Below are 26325 nucleotides of genomic sequence, written 5' to 3' on the forward strand. Positions count from 1 at the left end.
GTCAGTCGACGAGCGCAACCGATGTCACGCGGTGCAGCACGAAACTGCGGACGGTCCCCGAGGCGGGATCGAAGGCCTCGAGTTGCCCGCCACCGACAGCAACGGGATCGACGATGCGGCGGGTCGCCACGCCCTGCGCGTCGACGTAGCCGAGTGTGATGCTGCGGTGTGCGTGCAACGCGAGTTGCAGCAGCGCGAGGGTCGCTGCGCCTCCCGTTCGGCTGCCGTCCCCGCGAGCGGAGGCACCCGACGACGCCGACTCCGTACGGTCTCCGGCACGCAGGGTACGGACGAGGGTCGCGAGTTGTTCCTCGTTCGGAGGCATGGGCCCCGCGTAGCGCGCGCGGGTCCGGGGCACCGTGACCCGCGTTCCGCGCGGACGCAGATCGACGACCGTGCCCGACGAGTCCTCGCCCGCGGGTGAGAAACCCGCGGCACGCAACTCGGCGAGTACCTCGGCGAGCGGCGCCTGCGAGATCGCCACGGTCGGAGCGACGGCGCGCAGGGCGAGGGTGGCCGCAACGGGCGCGGAGAGCACCTCCGCCAGCAGGGCGGGATCGTCGGCGCGGACGAACGAACTCGCCACTCCCGCGCGCAACCGTCCGTGCCGTCGGGCGACGTCGTCGATCAGGTAGGTGAGCGCCTGCGGCACCGGGGTGCGGGAGTGGGCGGCGAACAGTGCGTGCAGGTCACCCGCGCCCACCCCGGCGTCGAGCGCCCGCCGCACACTGGCATCGCTGATCCGGTACACGGTCGCGGCACCCGCCGACTCGATATCGGCGACCAGCGCGATCCGGTCGGCGAGTTCGGGCACGAGACGACCGGGAGCAACGATCGTCAGGTCGGCCTGGACGAGTACGTAGTCGACAGCCTCCGGCAAGGCCGCGGCGATCTCCGACTCGGCGTCTCCGCCGTGCAAGAGGGCCTTCCCGGCGGAGGAGAGGCTGTCGTGTGCGACGAGGGCGAGTGCGGTGGCTTCCCGGATGGTTTCGGTGACGGTGTCGAGGTCGAATCGGCCCGCCCAGCGCGGCCTGCGCCACGCCGCGACGGCGCGGATCTCTGCGACGGTGGGCGCGGAGCCGGGGACGTCGGCGAGAACTTCCAGCAGTAGCCGCCTGTCGCGGACGGCGGTCGTGGATTTCACTTCGTCGGACAGCGCCGCGATCGGCTTGTCGTTCTGGTCGCGTCGGCCCGCCAGCCACGGACGGCGGGACATGTCCAGCCACGCGCCCGCCAGAACGGCCCAGCGGTGAGCCGGGGGAGCCGCGAGCCAGCCGTCGGCCGACGTGGTGGGGGCCCAGTAGTCGTCGATATCTCCCGGCGGAGGAGGGTCGGGAATACCGCGGGCGAGGAGACCGGCAGCAGCGAGCACCTCGACGAGCAGCGCCGCGTGCTGGTCCTCGATACCCACGGCCTTCGCAAGACGGTGGAGTTCGCGTACTCCCAGCCCTCCGGCCTTCAGAACGGGGGCGGGTTGCTCGCCGAGCGTCGACAGAAGATTCTCGCAGTGCCGGAGGAGTTCGAGCGCGGCGCCGGCAGCGGTCGCATTGACATCGGCGAGTGTGCGGACGGCTTTGGAGGCGCGGGGTGCGGTCAGCGAGCCGGGATCGAACGGCGCATCGCCGCGGATCGCCTGGCCCACCCGATGCGGCAGTTCCACGGTCTCGTCGTCGATTCGGACGAGCAATCCGGCGGCGAGAAGTCTCTGGACGGGCCGGTCCTCGGGAGTGCCCGGTGCGGCGTCGCGGGTGCGTCCCACCGGCGAGGTCCGGGCGAGGGTGTCGAGAATGCTGCGCTGCGCGGGTTCGAGCTCGGCGAGCATCTCCTCGAGTTCCTCCCGGGACGGCAGGTCGGCGTCACCGGCCCGGCCGATCCGCCACGGAACGGCGTCCACAGATGCGGCGACGAGCCGCAGCGCGTCGGCGGGACCCCACACGAGCAGCAACCCTCGGAGCTTGTCGAGTATGCGGTCGGTCGCCTTGGCGCCGAGACGACCGCCGAGCGCGTCGAGGAGCGTGCTTCGGGGCACGGCGGCGTCCACGGCACCGAGGCCCGCCAGAGTGGCAATGATCCCGAAGTCGGCGGTGGTCAGTTCGTCGGCGGCGCGAAAGACCGAAGCCCGCTGCTGCGCGCGACTCGCCAGAACAGTCATCGTCGCAGGTGGGGGCACGACCAAGTCGGGCCGCGCGTGCAGTGCAGCAGCCAGTTCGGTGTCGCGCCGACCGGACAGCCACCGGGCGAGGGAGTCCGGTGCGGTGTCGGGCGCAGGCGTGGTCGAGGTCATCCGTTTCAGATTAGAGACCTGAGGTGGCCCACCACGAACTCACCTGCCAAAATGAGCGGCATGGCTACCTCTTCGAAGAAACAGTATGTCGACCACGGATGGCCGGAGCTGGCCGACGGAGACCATGCGGTCACCGAGTTGTCCTCCACGCGTTCCGGCCCGCTTTCGCCGTACGGCGAGGACATGGTCTTTCCGCTGCCGGTCGAGGACCTGCCCTACACGCATCCCCGCACGGTCATCAACCGCTGATTCTTCGTCCGGCCCGGCCTCGCGAGAGGCCGGGCGTAGCGAGGGTGTGCCGCATGGCTCACCCTGCACGGCACGTGAAAGAGCCCCGCACCGGATCGGTGCGGGGCTCTTTCGTGTCTGTGGGGACTTACTGGGGGAGAACGGCGCGAACGGCGTCGAGGACGCTCGGATCGAGCTGGATGCCGGCGTCCTGGAGAGCCTCGACGCCCTGCTCGAAGCCGGCGATGATGTTCTGAGCCTCGGGCGGCAGTGCGGGAGCCTCGGGCAGCTGCGGCACGGGGTTGCTGACACTCGGTGCCGACGGTGCGCTCGGAGTGGCGTCGACGGCGCGTTCCGTCGGAGCGCTGGACAGGCCCAGGCTCGAGGAGCACGACGGCCATGCGCCCCATCCCTGGCCGGCGAGCACGCGCTCGGCGACAGCGATCTGCTGCTCGCGGCTGGCCTCTGCTGCGGTCGGGGCGTAGTCGCCACCGCCGTAGGCGTTCCAGGTGCTGGGGGAGAACTGCAGGCCACCGTGGTAGCCGTTGCCGGTGTTGATGGCCCAGTTGCCGCCGGACTCGCACTGTGCGAGGCGATCCCAGTCGGAGTCGGGGGCTGCCGCAGCCGTGCCGCCGAAGGCGACGCCGGTGACGCCGAGAACGGCGCCGGTCAGCGCGAACTTCGCGACGGTACGACCGGTGTTGGAGGGCTTGCGATGGCGTCCGCTCATGTTCCGAATTTCCTCTCCGTACGCACCTACGAGGTCAGCTGTCGGGTTCGGGCTGAAGAGGTAGCCCGGCCGTCGCGTCCCGTCTGTGACGGTTCGCACGCTCCGTGGAGCGGTACGGCTTCACCCCTAGGGTCGTTGCTCGCGCATCGGCCCGGGCCTCCTGGAAACTGTCCGGCGAACCGGGCGATTTCCTGGGAGACCGGTTGGGTCCCCCGTTTCCTGTCCCCGTGGATCTTTCGTCGGGACCTCCGAGTCCGCGGGACAGGAATTTGGCGCGGCGGATTCGGACCGGCCGAGCCAGGCGGTTCGACCGGTCATGACCGTAACGGTTGGGCGGGGGAGTGTCACCATTTGATAACGCACGACTAGTCCGGCCGGGCCTGGGGTAGATGGGCGCACGCGTCGGAGAAGGCGCAGGTAGCCGCGGGCGTTGCGACTCAAACCTGTTTCGAGTCTCGTTTGTTACTGCACCGTGATGTGACTAAGGTCACAGGTATTGCGGGCGTGAATCCACCGAAACGATTTCCTTGCCGAGCGGCATCAGAGAGATCGGGACCATCTTGAGATTGGCGATGGCCAGGGGGATGCCGATGATCGTGATCGCCATGGCGATCGCGGTGGTGATGTGGGCGAGGGCCAGCCAGATGCCCGCGACCAGGATCCAGATGACATTTCCGATGAGCGACGCCGCGCCCGCGCCCGGTCTGTCCACGGTCGTCTTGCCGAACGGCCACAGCGCGTAGACGCCGATCCGGAACGACGCGATGCCGAACGGGATCGTGATGATGAGGATGCAGCAGATCACACCGGCGAGGAAATAGCCGAGGGCGAGCCACAGGCCGCCGAAGATCAACCAGATGATGTTCAGCAGGACCCTCATGTATTCCGTCCGTTCCGGGCGCGACGGCCCGACTGCAGGGCGAACCCGATAGCGAGAGCGAAACCGAGCGGCCACGCCAGGGTGAGGAGATAGAGCACCAGACCCGGTGTCCCGTCGGTGAGCGCGGGGATCAAGAAGATGGCGACGACCGCGACGATGCCGACGGCGAAGCACGCCACCGCGGCCTTCAGGAGGCCGTTGCGGGGAGGTTTGGGGGAAGCGGAGGAAGAAGTGCCCACGCGTCCACGGTAGTCCTCTGCGGACGGAACCGGGCAAATGGCTCGGGGTACACTGGGAATCGTCTACGCGTCCCGCTCCAACCGAGTCGGGGCGCGTTGTGCATGTCCAGTTGTTGTGCAATCCACGCGTGCCCACGGGGCGCGGCTGTCGAGGAGCGGGTGAGCGCGGTGCCAACCGGCAAGGTGAAGTGGTACGACGTCGAAAAGGGATTCGGGTTCCTGTCCCAGGACGACGGTGAGGACGTCTACGTCCGCGCCTCCGCGCTGCCGGACGGCGTCGAGGCCCTCAAGCCCGGGCAGCGTGTCGAGTTCGGCATGGCAGTGGGCCGACGGGGTCCGCAGGCGCTCAAGGTCGAGTTGCTCGAGCAGCCGACGCTCCGCCAGACCGCCGGCCGGCGCGAGGCAGCACCCCAGCAGAAGCGGCGTTCGCCCGACGAATTGCACGGCATGGTCGAGGACATGATCAAGCTGCTCGAGGCGACGGTTCAACCCAACCTGCAGCGGGGACGCTACCCGGACCGCAAGGCGGGGCAGACGATCTCCGAGGTCATGCGCGCGATTGCCCGGGAACTCGATCACTGATTTCCGACGCGGCTGTTCGTCGGCCTTACGCCTGTGGCGCATCGGATCCGGAAACGGACCCGATGCGCCATTCGCTTTTTCGGACTACTGCGCGCCGGCGCCGATCCGACGGTCTGGGGTCAGAACGTCTGAATAGCCCAGACAGCGTGCGCGATCGGTTCGCCCGCCTCGTCGACGACGGCCGACGGGAGCTGGACTTCCACGCCCAGCAACTGCATCGACGGGTCGCTGGGCACGGTCACGGCCCGCTGCGCGCCGGACTCGAACATGACGCCGTCCAGGAACGTCTCGCCGGTCTCGACGTCGCCGTACACCGCGATGAGGCGCCACGGAGCGTCGGAGATCTCCGCGGGAAGCGACAGCTGGAGCGGGTAGCCCGCCGGCACGGACAGCGTCGTGATCGCGTTCTCGGTGCAGTCCTCCAGATAGAGGTTGCAGTACTGGGTGGGGTCCGCGGTCACCGCGGTACCGGCGGCGTAGGCGGTGATCTGGGGCGGCGTGGGCTCGGCGGAGTCGACGAGCTTCCACACCACCACGGTGAAAGCCGCCGCGACGACCACGAGGGCCACCACGATCACTCCGATCGTCTTCTTCGTCCGAGCTTGCAGGTTCATCGATTCCCATTTCCGGTTGCGTGTCCACCGGGGCGAACGGTCCGCCCGGTGCCTGTCTCTGTGGAGACGTGTTCTGGCCTGCGCCCGCCGAGTCCCGGCAGGAGTGTGCTCCCACGGTAGGTGAGCAGAGTCTGTGCGAAACCGAGGATCAGGATGACCGTCACCACGGAAAAGCCGAGCCACAACTCGGTGGGGAGCAGTACGCCCATCGCGCCGCCGAAGACCCAGCTCAGCTGAAGTACGGTCTCGGACCGGCCGAAACCGGACGCGATCGACTCTTCGGGAAGGTCCTGCTGGAGCGACGCGTCGAGAGACACCTTCGCCAGCGCGCTCGCGCATGCGGCGACGAGCGCGGCGAGCGCGGCGGCGAGCACATGATCGGTCGCGGCGACGATCGCGGCGACGATCACCACCGCGGCGGCGCACCGCACCACGATCACCGCGGGGCGTCCCAGCGTCAGCCGCGCACCCGTCGCGTTGCCGGCGAAGTTGCCGATCGCGGCAGCGGCGCCGACCAGGCCGAGGGTCGCGGCCTGCATGATCGGATCGTGGTCCGTCGTGGCCTTCGCGACGAACGCGATGAACAACGTCAGAAACCCGGTGAGAACGCGGATCGTGCCGTTGCCCCAGAGACCGGTGACAACCGTCCTGCCGAGAGGTTGTTTCCGTTTGCCGTTGCCCGTGTGGATGACTTCGGTTTTCGTGTCGAGCACTTCGGTCGGTGCCTCGGACCCGCGGTACGACAGCGTCGCGGGAACTTCACCTTCGGTGACCTCCACCCACGCGGGGATCCGCATGCTGAGGTAGGCGCCGAACGCCGCGATGGCGGCGCACAGCCACAGCGCACCCGACGAGCCGAACGCCCAGGCGGCGGCCGCGGCGACGGCACCGGCGCCGATCGTGCCGCCGACCAGACCGAACACGGTCAGTCGCGAGTTGACGCGCACCAGGTCTATCTCGGGTGGCAGCACTCGGGGCGTCACCGCGGATTTGAGCACGGCGAACGATTTGCTGAGCACCATCATCGCCAGCGCCGCGGGATACAGCGCCCAACTGTCGAAGTTGAACACCAGGACCACCGCCAGCACCGTCCGCAGTGCGAACGACGTCGCGAGCGCCAGACGCCGCCCGTGCTGGAGGCGGTCGAGCAGAGGCCCGATCAGGGGAGCGATGACCGCGAACGGCGCGATGGTGATGAGGAGATACAGCGCGACCTTGGTCTTGTCCTCCCCGGTCGCGGCGGAGAAGAACAGGGTGTTCGCCAGTGCCACCGCGATGGCCGCGTCGGAGGCGAAATTCGCCATCGTCGCGTAGGTCAGCGCTGTGAGTCCCGACTTGTCGGCGCCGTCCGCCGTCGCTGCTCTCCGGAAGGTCGCGATGCCTTTGTGGGTGAGTTCGCGGCTGCGCAGCGCGGCAACCCGGGTCACCGTCAGCTTGCGAGGTATCCGTGGAGCCCGCGGCGGCGCCTCGGACGACGAGCGATCGCCGTCGCGGCCGCCCGCGGCTTTCGTTCCTGGCGGTCGCGCGGTCTCGTCGAGGGGATGGAGCGGAGGCAGGGGCGTGCGGCGTCCCGACACGCGTCGAGGCGGCGGGTAGTTGCTGTAGCCCGGATGCCGCGAGCCCGGGGCACGGCCGTCCGCCCTGTCGGGGCTAGCTTGCTCGTGCGGCTCGGTCACGTGATCGATTCTTCCCCACGACGCGCCCTGCGTGCAGGCGGGCATGCCGTGGAGTCGCCACCACGGGCGAGCACCGCCCGCGCGCTGCGAAGGCGATCACGGCACGAAACGCACTTCGAACAGGGCGGGCCAGTACTTGCCGGTCACCAGAAAGCGATCCGTGCCGGGTATCTGCGCGATTCCGTTCAGTACGTCGACAGCACCCGCGTCCTCGGCAGGCAACTCGTCGCGCAGTGCAGAAGCGTCGATCTGTGCCTCCACCCGCCCGGTGGCCGGGTCGATGCGCAGGATCTCGTCGGTCTTCCACACGTTCGCGTAGACCGTGCCGTCCTCGGCGCACTCGAGTTCGTTCAGTTGCGAGACCGCGCGACCGTCACGGTGCACGGTGACCTGCCCTCGTTCGGCGAAGGTGACCGGATCGCGGAAGGTCAGTTCCGACGATCCGTCGCTCATGACCACGTCGTCGGATCGGGCGCACAGCCCCCAGCCCTCTCCGTCGATGTCGACACGGCGACGCTCGCCGAGGGTGTCCCGGTCGCGGGCCAGTGCCACGCCGTCCTTCCATGTCAGCTGCCAGACCGTGTCGCCCGCCACCGTGATGCCCTCGCCGAAGAGGTCGTCGTCGAGCTCTACGCGGGTCCGGTCGTCCGGTGCGATCACGGCGGGCACCGTCGAGGTGTCGAGCGGACGCGCCGAGAGCCACGACCGCCCCTCGAGTCCGGTTCCCTCCAGGAGTTCGCCGCCGTCCACCTCGAGTCCCTGGGTGAACGCGCCCGGGTCGTGCGGATGGGTCGCGAGGACTTCCACCCGGAGTTGCTCGGGCGGTTCACCCGGCTCCGCGACCTGTCTGTCCGCACATCCCGCGACGGCCGCCCATGCCGTCAGGACGAGCGTGGCGGAGAGGAAAAGGCGGCGCACGCGCTCATCATGGCATCAGGTTCCCGCTACCCGGGGGCGCGCCGCCGGGGTGGTGCGGCAGAATGGGCTTCGTGAGTGTTGTGCCTTCTGCCACTGCCCCCGGTACGGATCCTGCGGTCGACCCCGCGGTGCGATCTCTGCTCGCCGGGGCCGTCGACGTCGCCCGAACCGCGCTCGTCGAACTCGGAGAGGGCGGAATCGGTGCATATCTGGGCGTGACCTTCGAGAACGAGTACGCGGCCACGCACCGCTTCGCGGCGGAACTTCCCGGGTACCGCGGGTGGCAATGGGCCGTCGTGGTCGCGGCGGTTCCGGGTTCGGACCATGTGACGCTGAGCGAACTCGCGTTGCTGCCCGGGCCTGATTCGCTGATCGCCCCCGCATGGGTTCCGTGGAACGAGCGGATCCGGCCCGGTGACCTCGGACCGGGTGATCTGCTCGCGCCGGTTCCCGATGATCCCCGTCTCGTGCCCGGCTATGTGCAGTCCGGCGATCCGGAGGTCGACGAGACCGCCCTCGAGATCGGGCTGGGCCGCAAGCAGGTGATGAGCCTCGAAGGACGTCTCGAGGATGCTCAGCGCTGGTACGAGGGCGACTACGGCCCGAACTCGGAAATGGCCAAGGCGGCCCCTTCCACGTGCGGGCTGTGCGGCTTCTACCTCCCGCTCGCCGGATCGCTGCGCGCCGCGTTCGGCGTGTGCGGAAACGAGTTCGCTGCCGACGGGCACGTCGTGCACGCCGAGTACGGATGTGGTGCGCACTCGGACACGACCCTTCCCACGGGCGCAGGCTCGCCGCAGTACTCCGCGTACGACGATGCAGCCGTGGAGATCGTCGAGATTCCGCGCGCCCGCACCGAGAGCGACTCGACCGAGACGAGCGACCCGGCCGAGAAGGCCACCTCGGATGAGGAAGACGCCTCGGACGGGAAAGACGTCTCCACCGAGGTGAACGACGCGACCGAGAAGAACGACGCGACCGGGCAGACCGACTGACGTGCCGGCCCCCGACTCCGCGGATCCGTTCGGTACCGCGGCGCTCCGGGACGGCATCGTCGCGGCGTGGCGGTCGTCGCCCACTCGGTTGCGTGAGGACGCCGCCACCGAAGCCGACTATGTTCGCGCGGGTTACCGCGACCGGGTTCTCACCGAACTCGCCCAGAACGCTGCCGACGCCGCCACTCGCGCCGGCATCGCCGGTGAGATGCGGGTCTGGTGCGACGGCGACGCGCTCCACGTCGCGAACGTCGGAGAACCTCTCGACGAAGCCGGATTGCAGGCACTGACGGCGCTGCGCGCGTCCAGCAAGAAGCAGGGCGTCGGGCAGTTCGGCGTGGGTTTCACAGCCGTCCTCTCGGTCGCCGGCGAGATCGAGGTGCGCTCCCGCACCGGGTCCGTTCGCTTCTCGGAATCCCGCACACGCGACGTCCTCGCCGAACACGATCTTCCGGTGCCCACATCGGGGATCCCGGCCCTGCGACTGGCGTGGCCCACCGACACCGCACCCTCCGACGGCACCGACACGGAGGTCGTGCTGCACCTCAGGCCGGGCATCGACGCGCAAGTGCTGCTCGACCGCTTCCGCGACGAGGCGGCCGACGTACTGCTCGAACTGCCGGCCCTACGCACCGTGGTCGTCGACGGGCACGAACTGACACGCACGGAGGCACTGCTCCCGTCCGGGCTGCACGACGTGCGGATCGGGGAACTCCGCTGGTGGGAGTACCGCGGCTCGTCTGCGCGGTGGCTCGTGCCGGTCGTGCGCGACCGGGTGCGGCCCGTCACCGCCGACGTGCTTCGAGCACCCACCCGTTCCGACGAGGAACTGTCCCTGCCGGCGCTGGTCGTCGCCGATGTGGCGATGCAGCCGGACCGTCGCCGGATGCTGCCGGGCGGACACCTCGAGACGGCGGGCGAGGGTTATGCGTCCTTCGTCGCGGCACTGCCGGCCGACCAGCGACTCGACCTCGTGCCCACGCCGGGCTTCGCGCGCAGCGACGCCGACCACCGACTGCGTGAAGCGGTGCTCGACGATCTTCGAAGCCGGCCGTGGTTGCCCGCCGCCGACGGCAGTGCAGACCTGTTGCCGTCGCGCGCGGTCGCATTTCCGGGTCTCACCGACGAGCTGGCAGAGGTGCTCGCCGACATCGTTCCCGGGCTGATCTCGCCCGCGCTGTGTACGCCGCGCTGCGCTCCGGCCCTTGCCGCGGTGGACGTCCAGCTCATCGGCCCCGCGCGACTCGCCGAACTGCTCTCCGGCCACCACCGAGAACCGCACTGGTGGAACTCGCTGTACGAGGCGCTGATGCCGCTCGTCGTCGACGGGGTGGTCGCGGAGGAACTCGCCTCCCTGCCGGTCCCGTTGTCGGACGGGCGCACGGTGACCGGTCCCCGCACCACGGTGCTGGCCTCCGACTTGCCCGAGGTCCGGGACCTGGCGTTGCCGTGGGTACGGCTCGTGCATCCCGACGCGGCCCATCCGCTGCTCGTGCGGTTGGGCGCGGGCACCGTGAGCGCCGCCGATCTCCTGTCCGATCCGGCGCTCGTCGCGGCGGTCGAGGACGCCGACCTCGACGACCCCACGGACGACACTCCCGCGACGCTCGCCGATGTCGTCCTGCGACTGGTCACGCATGTGCCTGCGAGTGCCGTTCCCCGAGAACTGGGCGCCTTGCCGCTGCCCGACGCGCACGGCGAGCTCACGCCGGCGGACGAGTTGCTCCTGCCCGGCGCACCGCTCGCGGAGGTCCTCGTCGACGACGCCCCGTTCGGCACCGTCGCGTCGGACGTCGTCGAGAAGTACGGTGCCGATGCACTCCGCGCAGTCGGGGTCGGGTGGGGATTCACCGTCCTGCGAGCCGAGTTGCCCACCGGACCGGACCACAACCTGCCCGACGAGGACCTGTGGTGGGAGACGGTCGACACCGATCCGGACACGCTTGTGGCGGTGCGTGACCTCGACCTGGTCGACGAGGACCGCTGGGCGCAGGCACTCGCCCTGCTGGCGTCCGACCCGGCGACCGCCGCGGCACTCGCCGACCGCACCGGGTACACGGCGTGGTGGCTGCGCAACGAAGCGATCCTCGACGGGCAACGGCTGGGCCGGTACCGATGGGCCGACGACACCACCTTCGAAGGCCTGCTCGACCCGTGCACACATCCCGATGCGGACGCGTTCCGCAGCTGTCTCGCCGGTGACGGACTCGACGACCTCGATCTCGCTCAGACTCTCCTCGACCGGCTGGCCGACGCGGCACGTCACCCCACACCTGCGGTGATCGTCGCCGCCCACACGACTCTCGCCCGCGCGTTCGCGTCCGGCACCGTCGAGGCCGACGCCGTGACACTGCCCGACGGTGTTCGGGCCGTATCCGGGGCGGTGGTCGACGCCGCCGACGCGCTGATCCCGGACCGGCCGTGGTGGGCCGGGGTGATTCCGCCCGATCGGCTCGTCACGGGTGCGGCGGGAACCGCGTCGGCACTCGCCGATCTTCTCGACCTGCCGGTCGCCTCGGCTGTGGTCACGGCCGAGCCCACCCGGCAGGGCCGAACCACGACGTGGGACCGCGAACCCGCTGCGGTCGCCGCCACGGTGATGACGGGCGCACCCCTCCCGAAGGGCCGGCTCGTCCTGCACGACCGGCTCACCGTTCGCTGCTCCGGTGCCTTGACCGGCGACCACGACGTGTCGTGGTGGGTCGACGCCTCGGGAACGACCCACAGCACCGTCGAGGGGTTGGTGCCCGCTGTCGCGGCGGTAAGCAACGCGCACGCTGTCGCGGGACCGGACGGCACAGGATCGTGAGCCCCGACGCCGATGTGCTCGAGTGGGCGGTCGCCGTCCGCGAGCCGTGGCTGACGTCGCTGATGACCGGCATCACGCACACCGGCGGTGTCGGCGCCACCATCGTGCTCGCCTTGATCGCTGCGGTGCTGCTCATGCGGGCCGGCAGGACGGGCGACGCAACTCTGGTCGGCGGAGCCGTGCTGACCGGGTGGCCGGTGATGTCCCTGCTGAAAAACCTGTTCGGGCGGACCCGCCCACCCGAACCGGAGCGGTTGATCGTGATCCAGACCGAATCGTTCCCGTCGGGTCACGCGATGATGACCGCCATCCTCGCGACGGTGCTCGCCGTCGTCGTGGTGCGGACCTGGCCGCGCGGGGACCGGCGGCGGATCGCCGCGTTCACCGTCCTGGCCACCTACTCCCTGGTCGTGGGGTTGTCCCGGATCTACCTCGCCGCGCACTGGACGACCGACGTGGTCGCGGGCTGGATCTGCGGGGTCGCGTGGGCATTGCTCTGGGTGTGGTTTCTCACTCGGGTGCGCCCGGCCCGATGAGCGCCGCCGGGTCCGTTCCGGCGTACCGGCGGCTCGCGACGAGGCTCAGTCCAAGCCGACCTGCGCGCCCCGATGCCCCCGTCGTGCCGCGCGCCGCTGAGCGAGAAACAGAGCAGAACCCAACAGCCCCACCAGAATTCCCGCGATACAGACCGGCAGGATGTCGCTCCAGCGGTCCCCGCCGAGCAGGACGACGACGGTCGCGACCACCCACAATGCGGTTCCGATTGCGAGGGCGGGGCGCGGATCGGCGAGACGCCGGGTCCGCGCTGCGGCGGTGTGGGCTGGATTCACGATTTGCAGATTAGTTCGTTTCGGCTGCAATAATCTTCTCCCGTTGCGACGCACCGTACTCGACGAGCGGAATTCATGGACATGGCAGTGGGCACCGAACCCAAGCGATCATCCTTTCTGGATACGTATTTCAAGATCTCCGAACGCGGCTCGACGCTGTCCCGCGAGGTGCGTGGCGGCATCGTCACCTTCTTCGCGATGTCCTACATCGTTGTCCTCAACCCGCTGATTCTCGGCAGTTTCTCCGCCGACGACGCGACCGCCAAGATCGACGTTCTCGGCAACATCCTCCCGATCAATCAGGTCGCGGCGGTCACCGCACTGGTCGCGGGTCTGATGAGCATCGTCTTCGGTGTCGTCGCGAACTATCCGTTCGCGATCGCAGCCGGACTGGGCATCAACAGCCTGCTCGCCGTGAGCATCGCGCCGCAGGTGACGTGGCCCGAAGCGATGGGCCTGGTCGTCATCGACGGCATCATCATCGTGGTGCTGGCCCTCACCGGCTTCCGTACCGCCGTGTTCAACGCGATCCCGCCGGCTCTCAAGGCTGCGATCGCCGCCGGTATCGGCGCGTTCATCGCGATGATCGGCCTGGTAGACGCAGGTTTCGTCCGCCGCATCCCCGATGCCGCCGGGACGACTGTGCCGGTCGGACTGGGCATCGACGGGTCCATTGCCTCGTGGCCCACCTTCGTGTTCGTCATGGGCGTGCTGATCATGGGCGTGCTGGTGGCGAGGAAGGTCCGCGGCGGTCTGCTGATCGGCATCGTCGTCACCACGATCATCGCGATGATCGTCGAAGCGGTTGCCGACGTCGGCCCGTCGCTCGGAACGAACCCCAAGGGCTGGAACCTGAGCACGCCGGAGGCTCCCGGGTCGTTCCTGGGCATTCCGGATCTGAGCCTGGTCGGCCAGTTCGACCTGCTCGGAGCGTTCACCCGCATCGGCGTGATCGCCGCGACGCTGCTGGTGTTCACCCTGGTCCTCGCGAACTTCTTCGATGCCATGGGCACCATGACCGGTCTCGGCAAGGAAGCCGGACTCACCGACAAGGACGGCAACCTGCCCAACGTCGGGAAGGCCCTGGTCGTCGAGGGTGCCGGCGCGATCGTCGGTGGTGGCGCGTCGGCGTCGTCGAACACGGTGTTCGTCGAGTCGGCCTCGGGTATCGCCGAGGGTGCGCGCACCGGTCTGGCGAACGTCGTGACCGGCGTGCTGTTCCTGCTGGCCATGTTCCTCACCCCGCTCTACGAAGTGGTTCCGATCGAGGCGGCCGCGCCCGCACTGGTCGTCGTGGGTGCGCTCATGATCGGTCAGGTCCGCGACATCGACTTCTCCGATTTCGCCGTGGCGCTGCCCGCCTTCCTGACGATCATGGTGATGCCGTTCACCTACTCGATCGCCAACGGCATCGGCGTCGGATTCATCACCTGGGTGGTCCTGCATGCGGCCGGAGGGCGGATCCGCACGATCCACCCGATTCTCTGGATCGTCGCGGCGCTCTTCGCGGTGTATTTCGCGATCGATCCGCTCACCGAAATTCTCACCTAGTCGCGTCGGGCCGCGTCCGGGCCCAGGTGACGTATTGTGCTCGCCATGATCTCGGATACACGCGCACTAGCAGGCGACCTCGCGATCGCCGTTGTGCGTCTGACGCGTCATTTACGGGGGAGACGCACAGATTCCCGGGTCACCTTGACTCAGCTGTCGGCTCTGGCGACGCTGGGTTCGGAGGGGGCAATGACACCGGGGGCGCTGGCAGCCCGTGAGCGCGTTCAGCCGCCGTCGATGACACGGGTCATCGCGTCACTGCACGACCTGGGCTTCGTCGGGCGCACGCCGCACCCGACCGACGGCCGCCAGATCATCGTGACGCTGTCCGATTCCGGGAAAGAGATGCTCGCCGACGAGGCGCAGGCCCGTGAAGCATGGCTGACGGAGCGTCTCGAGAAGCTCGATCCGGCCAGCCTTACGACGCTCCGCAGCGCCATAGATATCCTCTCGGCACTGGTGAACGACGAGAACTGATCCGCGACGGGGGGCTGAACAGGTGACACGCGAGAGCGACGAGGTCTTACCGACTCCACCCGACCTGCTCGGCATGCCGGGATACCTCGCGCGCCGGCTCTACCAGGCGTACACGGCGTACTGGGGCAAGTACGTCGATCCTGTTCTGACCGGACCGCAGTTCTCCGTGATGACCGCGGTGCGCCTGTTCCCGGGCTCCGATCAGGGAAGCATGGCCGTCGCGGTCGCCCTCGACAACTCCACGATGGCCGACCTCTCGCGCCGCCTCGAAGTGCGCGGCCTGCTCGCCCGGATCCCGGACACCTCCGACGGCCGGAGAAAGTTGCTGTACCTCTCGCCGGAGGGTGAGACGGTGCTCGACAAGGTGACGGCGCGGGTGACCGCACTGAAGGGGCCGTTGCTGTCGCCCCTGCCGGAGGACGAACAGGTGCAGTTCATCAGGACGCTCCAGCGCGTCGCAGAGCACTGGGAACGGCTCGCCGGCAGCTGAGCTCGAACCGCCGTCGCACGCGGTGACCGCGCAGAATTCACCGATGGCCGGTCGGGTGCCCCGGCCCGGCCGTAGCATCGGGGTGTGGTTCTCTTCTACGAGATCTTGCTCGTGCTGGCGTCCGTGGCGATCGTCTGGTTCTCGATCTACGTGCTGTACCGCCTCGTTACCGACGGTTCCTCCGACCACCGCTGACGCCACGCGCCGTTCAGGCCCGCACCCGGAAGGGTGATCGGGCTCGCTGGTGGTCCCGGACGGGCCGAGGTACCGCCGCCCCGCGCCTGCGCGACCGGTCCGGACCCGGCGGGTTCGTGCTCCGGTCTGCTGGGACAATGAGCATGTGGTTCACGTTATCGACATCGACGACCCGGCCGACCCGAGGCTGGACGACTTCCGCGATCTCAACTCTTCGGATCGCCGGCCCGACCTTCCCGGCGGCAAAGGACTCGTGATCGCCGAGGGCGTTCTGGTGGTGCAGCGGATGCTCGATTCGCGGTTCGCGCCGACAAGCCTGCTCGGCGTCGACCGGCGCCTCGGGGAACTTGCCGACGACCTGCGCGACGTCGACGTCCCGTTCTTCCGGGCCGACGCCGACGTCATGGCCGAGGTGGTGGGGTTCCATCTCAATCGCGGTGTCCTCGCGGTTGCGAACCGTCCCGAGCCGCTCGAACTCGGCGACGTGCTCGAGAAGGCCACGACCGTCGCGGTGCTCGAAGGCGTCAACGATCACGAGAACATCGGTTCGATGTTCCGCAATGCGGCCGGGCTCGGAGTCGACGGGGTGCTGTTCGCGAAAGGCTGCGCCGACCCGCTGTACCGGCGGGCGGTGCGGGTGTCGATGGGGCACGTCCTGCGGGTGCCGTTCGCCTCTGTGGACCGGTGGCCGCACGATCTGGATATCTTGCGGAACAAGGGTTTCCAGCTGATCTCGCTCACTCCCGATCCGCACGCCGTCCCCCTTTCCGCAGCGATGACCGGCGAGAAAGTCGCGTTGCTCCTCGGCGCCGAGGGCCCCGGACTGACCGAACACGCGATGCGTGCAACCGACGTGCGCGCGCGGATCCCGATGGCCCCGGGCACCGACTCGCTCAATGTCGCCACGGCCGCCGCGATGGCGTTCTACGAACGGGTCCGGATTCCGCGCTGACCGGGCTACAGGCTGACCGGTGGCTACAGGCTGACCTGTGGCTACAGGCGGGCAGTGCGCCGCCACCACGAGGGACGGCGACGCCGGGGCGCCGGTGCGGTTTCTTCCCGGTCCCGCAATTCGAACCCGCACACCTCGATGTCGGCGGGATCGGGTTCGGCGGCGAGCCGCCCCACATACCGGAAGCCGAGCCACGCGGCGTTGGCGTGCTCGACGAGTCGGCGAGGGTGGAAAGGGAGCGAGTGCGGCGGGGGAGCGACCTCGGCCGGCCAGCGGATCGGATGCTCGCCGGCCCAGAACGGACGTTCCCACGCGAACGGGACGCCCTCGTCCTCGAAGAACTCCACGGTGCTCGCCCCGAATGCCCGTCGGAGCGTGCCGCGCTCCCATGCGGCAAAGGCGCCCCATGCCCCGGGTGCGTCGGACACGGTGAGAAACGTGTGTTCGGCCGCGAGGGTCTGCCGCCACCGCAACGGCAGTTGCGAGGGGGTGCGGAGCGACAGTTCGCTACTGCAGACGACGGTGACGCCGGGGTAGCTGCCGACGAAGACCTGCTTGCCCCCGGGATCGCCGCCGTGCACCGCGAGTGAGAGCGGAACCCGGCCGATCGCAGCGGGATGCCGGTCCGGAAAGAGGCGCCCGAGCAGCGCGCGGGCCGCCTCGGGATCCGGCCGGGAGTCCCGAAGGACCGCGGCCGGATCGGGAGCGTCGACGTGCCACAGCGCCGAGACGATCGACGCCATCGGTGATCCCTCAGATGCGTCCGTTGCTGCGCACGCCGAGCAGCACGTCGTCCCAGGACGGGAGTGCGGGCTTACCGCGCTTGTCCCTGTTCGGCGAGTGCGGGGTGTGCGCCGCGGCGGGATCCTCGTGCTCGTCGGATGCGGTCACCGCGACCGTCTCGGTTCCGGGGGCTTCGAGAATGGCGGGTTCCGCACTGGGCTCGGCGACCGCGGGCTGGTCGAGCGGAATCGGGCTCGCCACGGCTGCCCGGCGCTCGGCGATCTCCGCTTCGGTCGAGTCGTCGACGTCGCGTGCGGAGTAGACCGGGGTCAGGTATCGCAGCGGACGGCCGCAATCCGGGTCCACGAGGTCTGCCGCGATGTCGTCGAGCGCGGTGATGGTGCCGCCGTGCGCATCCGGCTGGTAGCGCCAGTGCGCGGTGTTGGTGGACCGGCCCGCCTGCCACTGCAGTTCTGCGACCCAGTGCCCGTCGTCGTCGCGCCAGGCATCCCACGTGGCCTCGTCGAGGTTGTGGCCGCGGGCGCGGAACGCCTGCGTCACGATCTCGAGGAGGGTTTCGACCGTGGGTCCGTCGGGCCGGACGGGGTGACCCTTCTTCGCCATGTCGGCCGCCCGGGACCGTTCGAGCAGCACCGGGTAGGCGAAACGCTCGACCTTGGCGATCGGGATGCCGGCCTCCTGGGAGACCTGTTCGACCGACGCGCCGCCACGGATCCGCGCCTGGATCTCGCGGGGACGGAGCTGGCTCGTGGTTTCGATCTGGATCTGGCCCAGGCGGGCGAGATCGCCGCGTGATGCCGCACGCAGGGTGTCGTCCACCGGAATACGGAACTTGTCACCCGTGTTGGGATCGGCGAGCACGACATATTTTGCATCGGGCTCGAGACCGACCACTCGAAGCTCTCGCACCTTTGACCTCCTCGCGCGCCGATCGCGATTGACCCGCCCGACTGTAATCGAGTCGTCACATTTCGTGGCGCGGACACGCCGCGCCACGCCGGGCGGCGTCACACGATTTCCCCCAGGACGCGTTATGGTCCTAGGTTCACCGAAATGTCTCGATCTTAGGTTGAGGGTTGGGTACGGGAGAGGGGCCGAGCCCCGCTGAGGACCCGGCCCCTCGCGACCGTCGCTGACTACCCGTTGCTCAGAGCTGCGAAACCACCCAATCCACGCATTTCGTCAACTGCGTGACGTCCTCGGGATCGATCGCCGGGAACATACCGACGCGCAACTGGTTGCGCCCCAGCTTCCGGTACGGCTCGGTGTCGACGATGCCGTTGGCGCGCAGGATCTTTGCGACCTTCGCCGCATCGACCGAGTCGGCGAAGTCGATCGTTCCGACCACCTGCGAGCGCAGCGCCGGATCGGTGACGAACGGCGTCGCGAACTCGGAAGCCTCGGCCCACTCGTACAGGCGCGACGACGAATCCTTGGTGCGGCTCACGGCCCAGTCGAGGCCACCGTTGGCGTTGAGCCACTCGATCTGGTTCGCGAAAAGCAGCAGGGTGGCGAGCGCCGGGGTGTTGTACGTCTGGTCCTTGCTGCTGTTCTCCACCGCGATCGGCAGCGACAGGAAGTCCGGGGTGTACCGGCCGGACGCCTTGATCTCGGCAACGCGCTCGAGCGCGGCCGGGCTCATCAGCGCGATCCACAACCCGCCGTCCGCCGCGAAGCACTTCTGCGGAGCGAAGTAGTACACGTCGCTGTCGGCGATGTTGACCGGCAACCCGCCGGCACCTGAGGTGGCGTCGATCGCGATGAGCGCGTTCGACGACCCGGCCGGACGCTGCACGGGCACAGCCACACCCGTCGACGTCTCGTTGTGCGCCCAGCCGATCAGGTCGGCGGACGCGTCGGCCACGATCTCGGGAGCCGATCCGGGCTCGGAGCCCATCACGATCGGATCGCCGATGAACGGATTCTTCTTGGCGACGGAGGCGAACTTCGACGAGAACTCGCCGTAGGTGAAGTGCTGCGACCGTTCGCGGATCAGGCCGAACGCGGCTGCATCCCAGAATGCCGTGGTGCCGCCGTTGCCGAGGACGACCTCGTAGCCGTCGGGCAGGGCGAACAGCTCGCGCAGGCCGGAGCGCACCCGGGCCACGACGTCCTTGACCGGCTTCTGCCGGTGGCTGGTGCCGAATACCGAAGCGCCGACGTCGACGAGCGACTGGAGCTGCTCGGGGCGAACCTTCGACGGGCCACAGCCGAAACGGCCGTCTGCGGGCTTGAGGTCGGCGGGAATGATCGGTGAAGCGTCTGCCATCGGAATGCGTGTCCTAAGCGTCGAGTGACATGGTGCAGATGTAGTCTAGACCGCTTGCGTGAGCGTCCGACCGGGTGCGTCAGCGGTGGGAGATCGACTCCCAGCCGGTGACGGCCTCGACGGACCGAGGATCCGGCCCGGTGTAGATCGCGGCGGGACGCACCAGCCTGCCGAGACGCTTCTGCTCGAGGATGTGCGCACACCAGCCCGCGGTCCGCCCGCACGTGAACATCGCCGGCATCATCGCGGCCGGAACCTCGGCGAAATCGAGGATCACGGCGGCCCAGAACTCGACGTTGGTCTCGATGGCGCGGTCGGGACGGCGTTCCCGCAGTTCGGTCAGCGCTGCCTGCTCGAGTGCCGCAGCGGCCTCGAAGCGCGGAGCGCCGAGTCGCTCGGCGGTGTCGCGCAGCACGCGGGCACGGGGATCTTCGGCGCGATACACACGGTGCCCGAAGCCCATGAGCTTCTCTTTGCGGTCCAGGATGCCCTGGACCACGGCGCGCGGATCGCCGCTGCGCTCGGTCTCCTCGATCATCGGCAGCACGCGCGCCGGGGCACCGCCGTGCAACGGACCCGACATCGCACCCACGGCGCCGGACAGTGCGGCAGGCGCATCGGCACCGGTGGACGCGATCACCCGGGCGGTGAAAGTGGAGGCGTTCATACCGTGCTCGGCAGCCGACACCCAGTAGGCGTCGATGGCCTCGACGTGCTTCGGGTCGGGCTCGCCCTTCCAGCGCACCATGAACCGTTCGGTCACGGTCTTCGCCTGGTCGACCTGCTCCTGGGGTACCGCCGGCTGGTAGATGCCGCGCGCCGACTGAGCGACGTACGACAGTGCCATCACCGCGGAGCGCGCGAGGTTGTCGCGGGCGGTCGCGTCGTCGATGTCGAGCAACGGCTGGAAGCCCCAGATGGGCGCGAGCATCGCGAGGCCCGCCTGCACATCGACGCGCACGTTGCCGGTGTGGATCGGGAGCGGGAAAGGCTCGGCGGGATGCAGACCCCGGCCGAACTCGCCGTCGACGAGAAGTGCCCACACGTCACCGAAGGTCACGCCCCGAGCGACGAGTTCTTCGATGTCGACACCGCGGTAACGCAGTGCGCCACCGTCCTTGTCGGGCTCGGCGATATCACTGGTGAAGGCGACGACGCCTTCGAGACCTGCGACGAAATCCTCGGGTACAGACGCGCGCGGTGCCATGCGAATGGGCTCTCCTCTTTCGTGTGCCGCCCGATCCGAGCCGCACTGCCGGTGGAATGAGGACACCGGTGACTGTGATCGGCACCCCACTCGAGTCGTCAGGTGAACTCTAGTCCTCGACCGCGTGTCTTCGGGCGTCGGCCGTCCCGGAGTACCGTCTTCGTCCGTGCAGCCCGAACCGCCGCGCCGACACGTGCCGGCAGACGATCTCGCGTCGATGCGTGCCGACTACAACCCGTCGGACCCGGCCGAAACGCTGTCCGCCGATCTCGGACCCGCGCTCGCCTCCGACGGCTGGCTGCCGTTGTTCCGGCAATGGCTGGCCACGGCCGTCGAGGCCGCCGTGCCCGAGCCCAACGCGATGGTGCTCGCGACCGTCGACGAGAACGGCGATCCCGCGACCCGGACGGTGCTGTGCAAGGCCGTCGGACCCGAGGGCATCACCTTTTTCACGAACTACGAATCCGACAAGGGACGCCACCTGGCCGCGCACCCGTACGCGTCCGTGACCTTTCTGTGGTTGCCGCTGCACCGCCAGGTCACGGTGCGCGGCAGGGTGGATCGCGTCGCGCCCGAGGAGACCGCGGCGTACTGGCGGACCCGGCCGCGCGGGTCGCGGCTCGGTGCGTGGGCGTCGCAGCAGTCGCGGCCGGTCGCGTCCCGCACAGACCTCGAACACGCACTCGTCGAGGCGGGCAGAGAGTACGGTCTCGGATCCGACGAGGACATTCCCGTTCCGCCGTTCTGGGGCGGATTCCGGATCAGTCCGGACACCGTCGAATTCTGGCAGGGGAGACCCGACCGTCTGCACGACCGGATTCGTATGCGGCTCGTGGACGGAGCGTGGTCCGTCCGGCGTCTCCAGCCGTGAGACGCATCCTCGCCGACACCACACCGCTGCAGAACAAGGACTTCGCGCGGCTGTGGTGGGCCGGTGTCGTGACCGTGATCGGCGCCCAGATGGCGATCGTCGCGGTACCGCAGCAGATCTACGAGATCACCCGGAACTCGGCCTATGTCGGGCTCACCGGTGTGTTCGGTCTCGTGCCGCTCGTCGTGTTCGGGCTCTGGGGTGGCGCGCTCGCGGACGCCATGGACCGGCGCACCTTGCTGACCATCACCTCGGTCGGCCTCTGCGTCACCTCGCTGCTCCTGTGGGCTCAGGCCGCAGCGGGTTCGGGCAACGTGTGGGTGCTGCTCGGCGTGTTCTCGGTGCAGCAGGCGTTCTTCGCGGTGAATCAGCCCACCCGCGCGGCCGTGATCCCGCGCGTGCTTCCCACGGGCCAGATCGCTGCGGCGACCTCGCTCAACATGACCGTCGTGCAGTTCGGTGCGATCGCCGGTCCGCTGCTTGCCGGGGTGCTCATCCCGATGGTGGGGTTGTCGACGCTGTACCTGCTCGACGCGGTCTTCCTGCTCGCGACGCTCTGGGCCGTCGTCCGGCTGCCCCCGATCCCGCCGCTGGGAGAGGTGACGCGGGCGGGACTGTGCGCGGTGCTCGACGGATTCCGTTACCTGTCCGGGCAGAAGATCCTGTTGGCCTCCTTCGTCGTCGATATCGTCGCGATGGTTTTCGGAATGCCGCGCGCATTGTTTCCTCAGATCGCTCACGAAACCTTCGGGGATCCGGTGCAGGGCGGATTCGTCCTCGGCGTGCTGTTCGCGGCGATGTCGGTGGGAGCCGTTGTCGGAGGCGTGTTCTCGGGGTGGCTGCCGAGAGTGCGGCGCCAGGGTCTCGCGGTGATCGTGTGTATCGCGCTGTGGGGCGTCGCGATGGCCGGATTCGGGATCGTGGTGTGGTTCGCCGATTCGGGCGGGAGCGCGCTGCTGGTGTGGCTCGCGGTGGCGTTCCTCGCGTTCGGCGGGGCGGTGGACATGGTGTCGGCGGCGTTCCGGTCGACGATGCTGCAGACCGTCGCGACCGACGAGATGCGTGGCCGGTTGCAAGGAGTCTTCATCGTCGTCGTCGCCGGCGGTCCCCGGATCGGCGACGTGCTGCACGGTGCCGCGGCCGCCGCAGCCGGGACCGCGGTTGCGGCAGCGGGTGGCGGTGTCCTGGTGATCGTCGGCGTCGCGGTGTGTGTCTTCGCGTTCCCCGCCTTCGTCCGGTACCGCGTCGAGAGAACCCTGTCGTAGCGCGCGCTCCACGCGGCGGTGGCGGAACTCACCCCTGACGAATTCGAGGTGGGCGGGTCCGAAGCGGAAGATGGAACGGGCCGGACACAGCCGTCCGGACTTCTCTTTCGCGTACCTCGTGCACTCTCCGAAGGCTCTCTCATGACCACGGCTCCCGCCTGCCCACCCGACGACGTCCGGATCGACGACGGTCCGCGGGCAGGGCGCACCCGCGCCATGTGGGCACTCGCGCTCGGCGGGTTCGGAATCGGCACCACCGAATTCATGGCGATGGGCCTGCTTCCCGACATCGCGGCCGGGCTCGGTGTCTCCGAGCCGACCGCCGGGCACGTCGTGTCCGCATATGCCGCCGGCGTCGTGGTCGGTGCACCGCTCATCGCGACCCTGACCGCCCGGGTACCGCGCAAGACGCTGCTGATCGCCTTGATGGTCGCGTTCACGATCGGTAACGCGGCGACGGTGCTGGCACCGGGCTACGGCGCGCTCGTGGCCTCCCGGTTCGTTGCCGGCTTGCCGCACGGCGCGTACTTCGGCGTCGCCGCAATCGTCGCGGCGCATCTCGCCGGTCGGGGACAGCGGGCGCGGGCCGTCGCACTCGTGATGATGGGACTGTCGGTCGCGAACGTGATCGGGGTGCCCGCGGCGTCGTGGCTGGGTATGGCACTGGGCTGGCGCATCGCGTTCGGCCTGGTCGCGGTGATCGGGGTGGCCACCGTCGCCGCGGTCGTCGCGTGGGTGCCGGACCTGTCCATCCGTACGACGAGCGTGCGGACCGAGCTGGGTGCTCTGCGCCGCAAGCAGGTGTGGATGACGTTGGGCGTCGCGACGATCGGCTTCGGTGGTGTGTTCGCGGTCTACACCTACATCAGCACCACCCTGACCGACGTCGCGGGCGTACCGAAATCGGTGGTCCCGGTCGCCCTGATGCTGTTCGGGCTCGGCATGGTCGTGGGCAACGCGGTGGGGGGTCGCCTCGCCGACCGCGCTCTGGTGCCGGGCATCTTCATCACCGTGGGTGCGCTCGGCGTGCTGCTCGCCGTGTTCGTCGTCGCGGTGCACAACCCGTACACGGCTCTGGTGATGGTGTTCCTGCTCGGCGCCGGGTGCGCGGCGGTCGGTCCGGGACTACAGGTTCGGCTGATGGACGTCGCGGACGATGCCCAGACTCTCGCCGCGTCGCTCCACCACGCCGCGTTCAACCTCGCCAACGCGATCGGCGCCGCGATCGGCGGTGCGGTGATCGCCGCCGGATTCGGGTACACCGCACCGGCCGCTGCCGGAGTGATCCTCGCGGCGGCAGGTGTGCTCATTTTCGCGATCGCGGTGCGAATGAAGGACGACAGCGGCCCAGCGCGGGGGGAGGCAGCGGCCACCGAAGCGCGGTGACCGCTGTCCGAGCCGCCGGGATGTACGGCTCAGCGCACCCGTTCCCTGAAGACCACCCGATCGAGCGCCGCGACATACCGGTCGATGTCGGCGCCGGTTCGCCACACGAGACGCACCTGCAGCGCGGTCGCGGCGGGAGCCAACTGCAGCCACGCGACCCCCGGCGCCGAACCGGGCCTCGTGGTCGACATCCCGAAATGGGTGCCCGCAGCCACTGCGGCGAGGACGGCGCGGTCGTCCGGCGCAGTCGTCGTCTCGACCTCGAGACCGCGTTCGCGCAGTAGATCACGCACGGCGTCGAAGGCCCCGGGGTTTCCTGTTCGTGCAGGGGCTGCGAACGCCAGATCGGAGAGCATCGGGAACCGAGGCCGTTCGGCGTGGGCGCTGCGATGGTCCTTCGGCACGACGACCCACCGCGGAATCTTGGTGACGGGCCCGGCCTCCACGCCGTCCACGAGCGTGGGAAGTTCGACGACGGCGAAATGGCATCTGCCCGACCGCACCGCCTCGATCAGGTCGACGGTGGTCCCCGATTCGGTCGTCACCGCCGCATCGGTCTCGGCGCACAAGGCCGCGACGCACGCGGTGAGCAACCGGTCCGGGAGCGCGACGCAGGCGCCCCAGCGGACCACTGCGCGGGCGCCGGCTACGCGGACCGCTTCCGTGAGAAAACGGTCGGAGTCGTCGAGGAGCGAGCGGGCGTGGGGAAGCAGGTGCGCACCGGCGGAAGTGAGAACGGCACCCTGCTGCGTGCGGTGGACGAGCGGGGTCCCGATGTACTCCTCGAGGCGCCGAAGTCCTTGGGACAGTGGAGGTTGCGTCATCTCCAGTTCGGCTGCGGCGCGCCCGAAGTGTCCTGTGTCGGCGACCGCGACGAAGAACCGGAGATGACGGATCAGATCCATGGCCGACATTCAACCAGCGTCCTCGACGCCGTCCCCGCTTTTACCGGAAGTGCGGCCAGTGTCGGCCTCGTACAGGGCTGTCACCAGCGGTGATACTTTTTCCGACTTGCCCCCGCCTCCGTAAAGTATTGGCATCGGCGAGAGGCCGGATGCTGTTGTAGCTGCATGGCAACACCACCCGCAGTCGACCGAACAGCACTGTCCCGCAGAGGCTTTCTCTCCGGTGCCGTCGTCCTGTCGGCCGCTCCGATCCTGGCCGCATGCGGCGCATCGGGCAGCACGATGCCACCGGATGCGACCCCGGCCGCGAGGGGCGTACCGGAGACACGGTTGCAACTGCCCGCGCTCGACGCACGTCTCGCCCGGATCGAGAACGACCACAAGGTCCGGCTCGGGGTGTTCGCGCACTCGCCGATCGACGGTCGGAGCTGTTCATACCGCGGCGACGAGCGATTCGCGATGTGCTCGACCTTCAAGATCTACGCAGCGGCCGGAATTCTGCGTCTCGAATCCCTCGGCCGGCTGACCCTCGACGAGACCATTGCGGTCGAGCCCGCCGACATCGTCGTCAACTCGCCTGTGACGACCGAACATCAGGGCCGCGTCATGACCGTGGGTCACCTGTGCGAGGCCGCGCTGACCCGAAGCGACAACACCGCCGCGAACCTCCTGTTGCGACGCCTCGGCGGACCGGACACGGTGACAGCCCTCGCGCGGGCTGTCAACGACAAGGCGACTCGCCTCGACCGGTGGGAACCCGAACTGAACGAAGCGGGGCGCGGCGACGAGCGCGACACCACGACCGCCGCCGGGCTCGGAGCGGGGTGCCACGAACTGCTTCTCGGTGCGGGGCTGCCGCCGCAGCAACAACGCACCCTCGCGGGGTGGATGCGGGGGAGCCTCACGTCCGACAAGCGCATCCGTGCGGCACTGCCGCCGGGCTGGACCGCGGCCGACAAGACGGGAGGAGGCGACCACGGGACGGTCAACGACGCCGGGGTCGTGTGGTCGCCTCAGGGGGATCCGCTCGTGCTGGTGGTGCTCTCGGATTCCACCACCGGTGACCCCGACGTGCCGATCGACGACGTCCCGACGGTGGCCGCCACCGCGGCCGTGATCGAGGCCATGACGACCGGTATGTGATCCGGGACTGCGGGGCAGGTTGGCGGTACGGACAGGTCAGCCGCCCGAATGGGTAGTGCGATCGCCCGCCGCCCGCAAGACTGGG

The 26325-nt window shown here is 69.1% G+C and carries 26 protein-coding genes and 1 riboswitch; of the genes, 13 read left to right on the plus strand and 13 right to left on the minus strand.

Annotated elements, in window-relative coordinates; translation table 11 throughout:
* Position 1: 1 nt before the first annotated feature.
* Entirely contained in the window at positions 2–2284 is a 2283-nt protein-coding gene (locus ACLQ3J_RS15360) for a helicase-associated domain-containing protein (protein ID WP_425903777.1), read from the minus strand.
* A 60-nt stretch (positions 2285–2344) separates the two neighbouring features.
* Here ACLQ3J_RS15360 and ACLQ3J_RS15365 point away from each other — a divergent pair, with 60 nt between their 5' ends.
* Entirely contained in the window at positions 2345–2533 is a 189-nt protein-coding gene (locus ACLQ3J_RS15365; RefSeq protein WP_169621191.1) for a hypothetical protein, read from the plus strand.
* A gap of 127 nt (positions 2534–2660) precedes the next feature.
* On the opposite strand, the gene ACLQ3J_RS15370 is transcribed toward ACLQ3J_RS15365, so the two are convergent.
* From ACLQ3J_RS15370 to ACLQ3J_RS15380, 3 genes are all read right to left on the minus strand, one after another.
* Positions 2661–3242, minus strand: a complete 582-nt coding sequence (locus tag ACLQ3J_RS15370; RefSeq protein ID WP_169621190.1) for a transglycosylase family protein — start codon at positions 3240–3242, stop codon at positions 2661–2663.
* 7 nt (positions 3243–3249) lie between these two features.
* Positions 3250–3482: riboswitch (cyclic di-AMP (ydaO/yuaA leader) on the minus strand.
* Positions 3483–3729: 247 nt separating this feature from the next.
* Entirely contained in the window at positions 3730–4122 is a 393-nt protein-coding gene (locus tag ACLQ3J_RS15375; protein ID WP_169621189.1) for a YccF domain-containing protein, read from the minus strand.
* The gene (locus ACLQ3J_RS15380) at positions 4119–4361 is read right to left on the minus strand and encodes a hypothetical protein (protein WP_169621188.1); all 243 of its coding nucleotides are present in this window, start codon (positions 4359–4361) and stop codon (positions 4119–4121) included. The genes ACLQ3J_RS15375 and ACLQ3J_RS15380 overlap by 4 nt, the downstream gene beginning before the upstream one ends.
* A 168-nt stretch (positions 4362–4529) precedes the next feature.
* Between ACLQ3J_RS15380 and ACLQ3J_RS15385 the strand changes: the two genes are divergently transcribed.
* Positions 4530–4943 carry a cold-shock protein gene (locus ACLQ3J_RS15385; protein WP_296551088.1) on the plus strand — a complete coding sequence of 138 codons (414 nt, stop codon included), beginning with the start codon at positions 4530–4532 and terminating at the stop codon, positions 4941–4943.
* A gap of 119 nt (positions 4944–5062) precedes the next feature.
* Here ACLQ3J_RS15385 and ACLQ3J_RS15390 read toward each other — a convergent pair whose 3' ends face one another.
* The 3 genes from ACLQ3J_RS15390 to ACLQ3J_RS15400 form a co-directional block, all read right to left on the minus strand.
* Positions 5063–5557 (minus strand): DUF2771 domain-containing protein, encoded by a 495-nt coding sequence (locus ACLQ3J_RS15390; protein ID WP_240952269.1) that lies wholly within the window; start codon positions 5555–5557, stop codon positions 5063–5065.
* The gene (locus tag ACLQ3J_RS15395) at positions 5554–7233 is read right to left on the minus strand and encodes an MFS transporter (protein WP_296551072.1); all 1680 of its coding nucleotides are present in this window, start codon (positions 7231–7233) and stop codon (positions 5554–5556) included. The genes ACLQ3J_RS15390 and ACLQ3J_RS15395 overlap by 4 nt, the downstream gene beginning before the upstream one ends.
* A 96-nt stretch (positions 7234–7329) precedes the next feature.
* The gene (locus tag ACLQ3J_RS15400) at positions 7330–8151 is read right to left on the minus strand and encodes a glutaminyl-peptide cyclotransferase (protein WP_296551073.1); all 822 of its coding nucleotides are present in this window, start codon (positions 8149–8151) and stop codon (positions 7330–7332) included.
* Between the two features lie 62 nt (positions 8152–8213).
* Here ACLQ3J_RS15400 and ACLQ3J_RS15405 point away from each other — a divergent pair, with 62 nt between their 5' ends.
* The 3 genes from ACLQ3J_RS15405 to ACLQ3J_RS15415 are packed head-to-tail and all read left to right on the plus strand — an operon-like array spanning position 8214 to position 12491.
* Positions 8214–9146 (plus strand): DUF3027 domain-containing protein, encoded by a 933-nt coding sequence (locus tag ACLQ3J_RS15405; RefSeq protein ID WP_169651902.1) that lies wholly within the window; start codon positions 8214–8216, stop codon positions 9144–9146.
* A 1-nt stretch (position 9147) separates the two neighbouring features.
* Positions 9148–11955 carry a sacsin N-terminal ATP-binding-like domain-containing protein gene (locus ACLQ3J_RS15410; RefSeq protein WP_425903778.1) on the plus strand — a complete coding sequence of 936 codons (2808 nt, stop codon included), beginning with the start codon at positions 9148–9150 and terminating at the stop codon, positions 11953–11955.
* A complete protein-coding gene (locus ACLQ3J_RS15415) occupies positions 11952–12491 on the plus strand; it encodes a phosphatase PAP2 family protein (RefSeq protein ID WP_169621182.1) in 540 nt (179 codons plus the stop codon). Before ACLQ3J_RS15410 ends, ACLQ3J_RS15415 begins: the two co-directional genes overlap by 4 nt.
* Before the next feature lie 45 nt (positions 12492–12536).
* On the opposite strand, the gene ACLQ3J_RS15420 is transcribed toward ACLQ3J_RS15415, so the two are convergent.
* Positions 12537–12785: a DUF2530 domain-containing protein gene (locus ACLQ3J_RS15420; protein WP_425903780.1), complete on the minus strand. Its 249-nt coding sequence runs from the start codon at positions 12783–12785 to the stop codon at positions 12537–12539.
* Positions 12786–12866: 81 nt separating this feature from the next.
* Between ACLQ3J_RS15420 and ACLQ3J_RS15425 the strand changes: the two genes are divergently transcribed.
* The 4 genes from ACLQ3J_RS15425 (at position 12867) to ACLQ3J_RS15440 (ending at position 16450) form a co-directional block, all read left to right on the plus strand.
* On the plus strand, positions 12867–14336 hold the full coding sequence (locus ACLQ3J_RS15425; RefSeq protein WP_169621405.1) for an NCS2 family permease: 1470 nt from the start codon (positions 12867–12869) through the stop codon (positions 14334–14336).
* Between the two features lie 45 nt (positions 14337–14381).
* Complete coding sequence (locus ACLQ3J_RS15430; protein WP_169621180.1) at positions 14382–14813, plus strand: MarR family winged helix-turn-helix transcriptional regulator; 432 nt, start codon at positions 14382–14384, stop codon at positions 14811–14813.
* A 22-nt stretch (positions 14814–14835) separates the two neighbouring features.
* On the plus strand, positions 14836–15303 hold the full coding sequence (locus ACLQ3J_RS15435; RefSeq protein WP_206036957.1) for a MarR family winged helix-turn-helix transcriptional regulator: 468 nt from the start codon (positions 14836–14838) through the stop codon (positions 15301–15303).
* A gap of 340 nt (positions 15304–15643) precedes the next feature.
* Positions 15644–16450: a TrmH family RNA methyltransferase gene (locus ACLQ3J_RS15440; RefSeq protein WP_169621179.1), complete on the plus strand. Its 807-nt coding sequence runs from the start codon at positions 15644–15646 to the stop codon at positions 16448–16450.
* 41 nt (positions 16451–16491) lie between these two features.
* On the opposite strand, the gene ACLQ3J_RS15445 is transcribed toward ACLQ3J_RS15440, so the two are convergent.
* The 4 genes from ACLQ3J_RS15445 to ACLQ3J_RS15460 all read right to left on the minus strand — a co-directional run bounded on the left by ACLQ3J_RS15445 (position 16492) and on the right by ACLQ3J_RS15460 (position 20670).
* A complete protein-coding gene (locus ACLQ3J_RS15445; RefSeq protein WP_169621178.1) occupies positions 16492–17193 on the minus strand; it encodes a DUF6928 family protein in 702 nt (233 codons plus the stop codon).
* 10 nt (positions 17194–17203) lie between these two features.
* Positions 17204–18103: a septation protein SepH gene (gene sepH, locus ACLQ3J_RS15450; RefSeq protein ID WP_425903783.1), complete on the minus strand. Its 900-nt coding sequence runs from the start codon at positions 18101–18103 to the stop codon at positions 17204–17206.
* A 238-nt stretch (positions 18104–18341) separates the two neighbouring features.
* A complete protein-coding gene (gene serC, locus ACLQ3J_RS15455; RefSeq protein WP_169621177.1) occupies positions 18342–19463 on the minus strand; it encodes a phosphoserine transaminase in 1122 nt (373 codons plus the stop codon).
* Between the two features lie 79 nt (positions 19464–19542).
* Entirely contained in the window at positions 19543–20670 is a 1128-nt protein-coding gene (locus ACLQ3J_RS15460; RefSeq protein WP_169621176.1) for a citrate synthase 2, read from the minus strand.
* Positions 20671–20887: 217 nt separating this feature from the next.
* On the opposite strand from ACLQ3J_RS15460, the gene pdxH reads away from it, so the two are divergent.
* From pdxH to ACLQ3J_RS15475, 3 genes are all read left to right on the plus strand, one after another.
* On the plus strand, positions 20888–21541 hold the full coding sequence (pdxH, locus tag ACLQ3J_RS15465; RefSeq protein WP_169621402.1) for a pyridoxamine 5'-phosphate oxidase: 654 nt from the start codon (positions 20888–20890) through the stop codon (positions 21539–21541).
* Positions 21538–22806: an MFS transporter gene (locus ACLQ3J_RS15470; protein WP_425903784.1), complete on the plus strand. Its 1269-nt coding sequence runs from the start codon at positions 21538–21540 to the stop codon at positions 22804–22806. The genes pdxH and ACLQ3J_RS15470 overlap by 4 nt, the downstream gene beginning before the upstream one ends.
* 141 nt (positions 22807–22947) lie before the next feature.
* A complete protein-coding gene (locus ACLQ3J_RS15475) occupies positions 22948–24192 on the plus strand; it encodes an MFS transporter (RefSeq protein WP_425903785.1) in 1245 nt (414 codons plus the stop codon).
* 29 nt (positions 24193–24221) lie between these two features.
* On the opposite strand, the gene ACLQ3J_RS15480 is transcribed toward ACLQ3J_RS15475, so the two are convergent.
* A complete protein-coding gene (locus tag ACLQ3J_RS15480; protein ID WP_169621400.1) occupies positions 24222–25097 on the minus strand; it encodes a LysR family transcriptional regulator in 876 nt (291 codons plus the stop codon).
* A 165-nt stretch (positions 25098–25262) separates the two neighbouring features.
* Between ACLQ3J_RS15480 and bla the strand changes: the two genes are divergently transcribed.
* Positions 25263–26240, plus strand: coding sequence for a class A beta-lactamase (gene bla / locus ACLQ3J_RS15485; protein WP_240954920.1), 978 nt, complete (start codon positions 25263–25265; stop codon positions 26238–26240).
* Positions 26241–26325 lie beyond the last annotated feature (85 nt).

It is taken from the genome of Rhodococcus sp. DT1 (assembly GCF_049844875.1).
Classification (GTDB): Bacteria; Actinomycetota; Actinomycetes; order Mycobacteriales; family Mycobacteriaceae; genus Rhodococcus.

Coding starts and splice junctions, on each gene's coding strand:
- ACLQ3J_RS15370 (WP_169621190.1), bottom strand. CDS start 3,242: ATGAGCGGACGCCATCGCAAGCCCTCCAACACCGGTCGTACCGTCGCG.
- ACLQ3J_RS15460 (WP_169621176.1), bottom strand. CDS start 20,670: ATGGCACCGCGCGCGTCTGTACCCGAGGATTTCGTCGCAGGTCTCGAA.
- bla (WP_240954920.1), top strand. CDS start 25,263: ATGGCAACACCACCCGCAGTCGACCGAACAGCACTGTCCCGCAGAGGC.
- ACLQ3J_RS15480 (WP_169621400.1), bottom strand. CDS start 25,097: ATGGATCTGATCCGTCATCTCCGGTTCTTCGTCGCGGTCGCCGACACA.
- ACLQ3J_RS15390 (WP_240952269.1), bottom strand. CDS start 5,557: ATGAACCTGCAAGCTCGGACGAAGAAGACGATCGGAGTGATCGTGGTG.
- ACLQ3J_RS15445 (WP_169621178.1), bottom strand. CDS start 17,193: ATGGCGTCGATCGTCTCGGCGCTGTGGCACGTCGACGCTCCCGATCCG.
- ACLQ3J_RS15405 (WP_169651902.1), top strand. CDS start 8,214: ATGGGCTTCGTGAGTGTTGTGCCTTCTGCCACTGCCCCCGGTACGGAT.
- pdxH (WP_169621402.1), top strand. CDS start 20,888: ATGCGTGCCGACTACAACCCGTCGGACCCGGCCGAAACGCTGTCCGCC.
- ACLQ3J_RS15425 (WP_169621405.1), top strand. CDS start 12,867: ATGGCAGTGGGCACCGAACCCAAGCGATCATCCTTTCTGGATACGTAT.
- serC (WP_169621177.1), bottom strand. CDS start 19,463: ATGGCAGACGCTTCACCGATCATTCCCGCCGACCTCAAGCCCGCAGAC.
- ACLQ3J_RS15430 (WP_169621180.1), top strand. CDS start 14,382: ATGATCTCGGATACACGCGCACTAGCAGGCGACCTCGCGATCGCCGTT.
- ACLQ3J_RS15475 (WP_425903785.1), top strand. CDS start 22,948: ATGACCACGGCTCCCGCCTGCCCACCCGACGACGTCCGGATCGACGAC.
- ACLQ3J_RS15365 (WP_169621191.1), top strand. CDS start 2,345: ATGGCTACCTCTTCGAAGAAACAGTATGTCGACCACGGATGGCCGGAG.
- ACLQ3J_RS15375 (WP_169621189.1), bottom strand. CDS start 4,122: ATGAGGGTCCTGCTGAACATCATCTGGTTGATCTTCGGCGGCCTGTGG.
- ACLQ3J_RS15360 (WP_425903777.1), bottom strand. CDS start 2,284: ATGACCTCGACCACGCCTGCGCCCGACACCGCACCGGACTCCCTCGCC.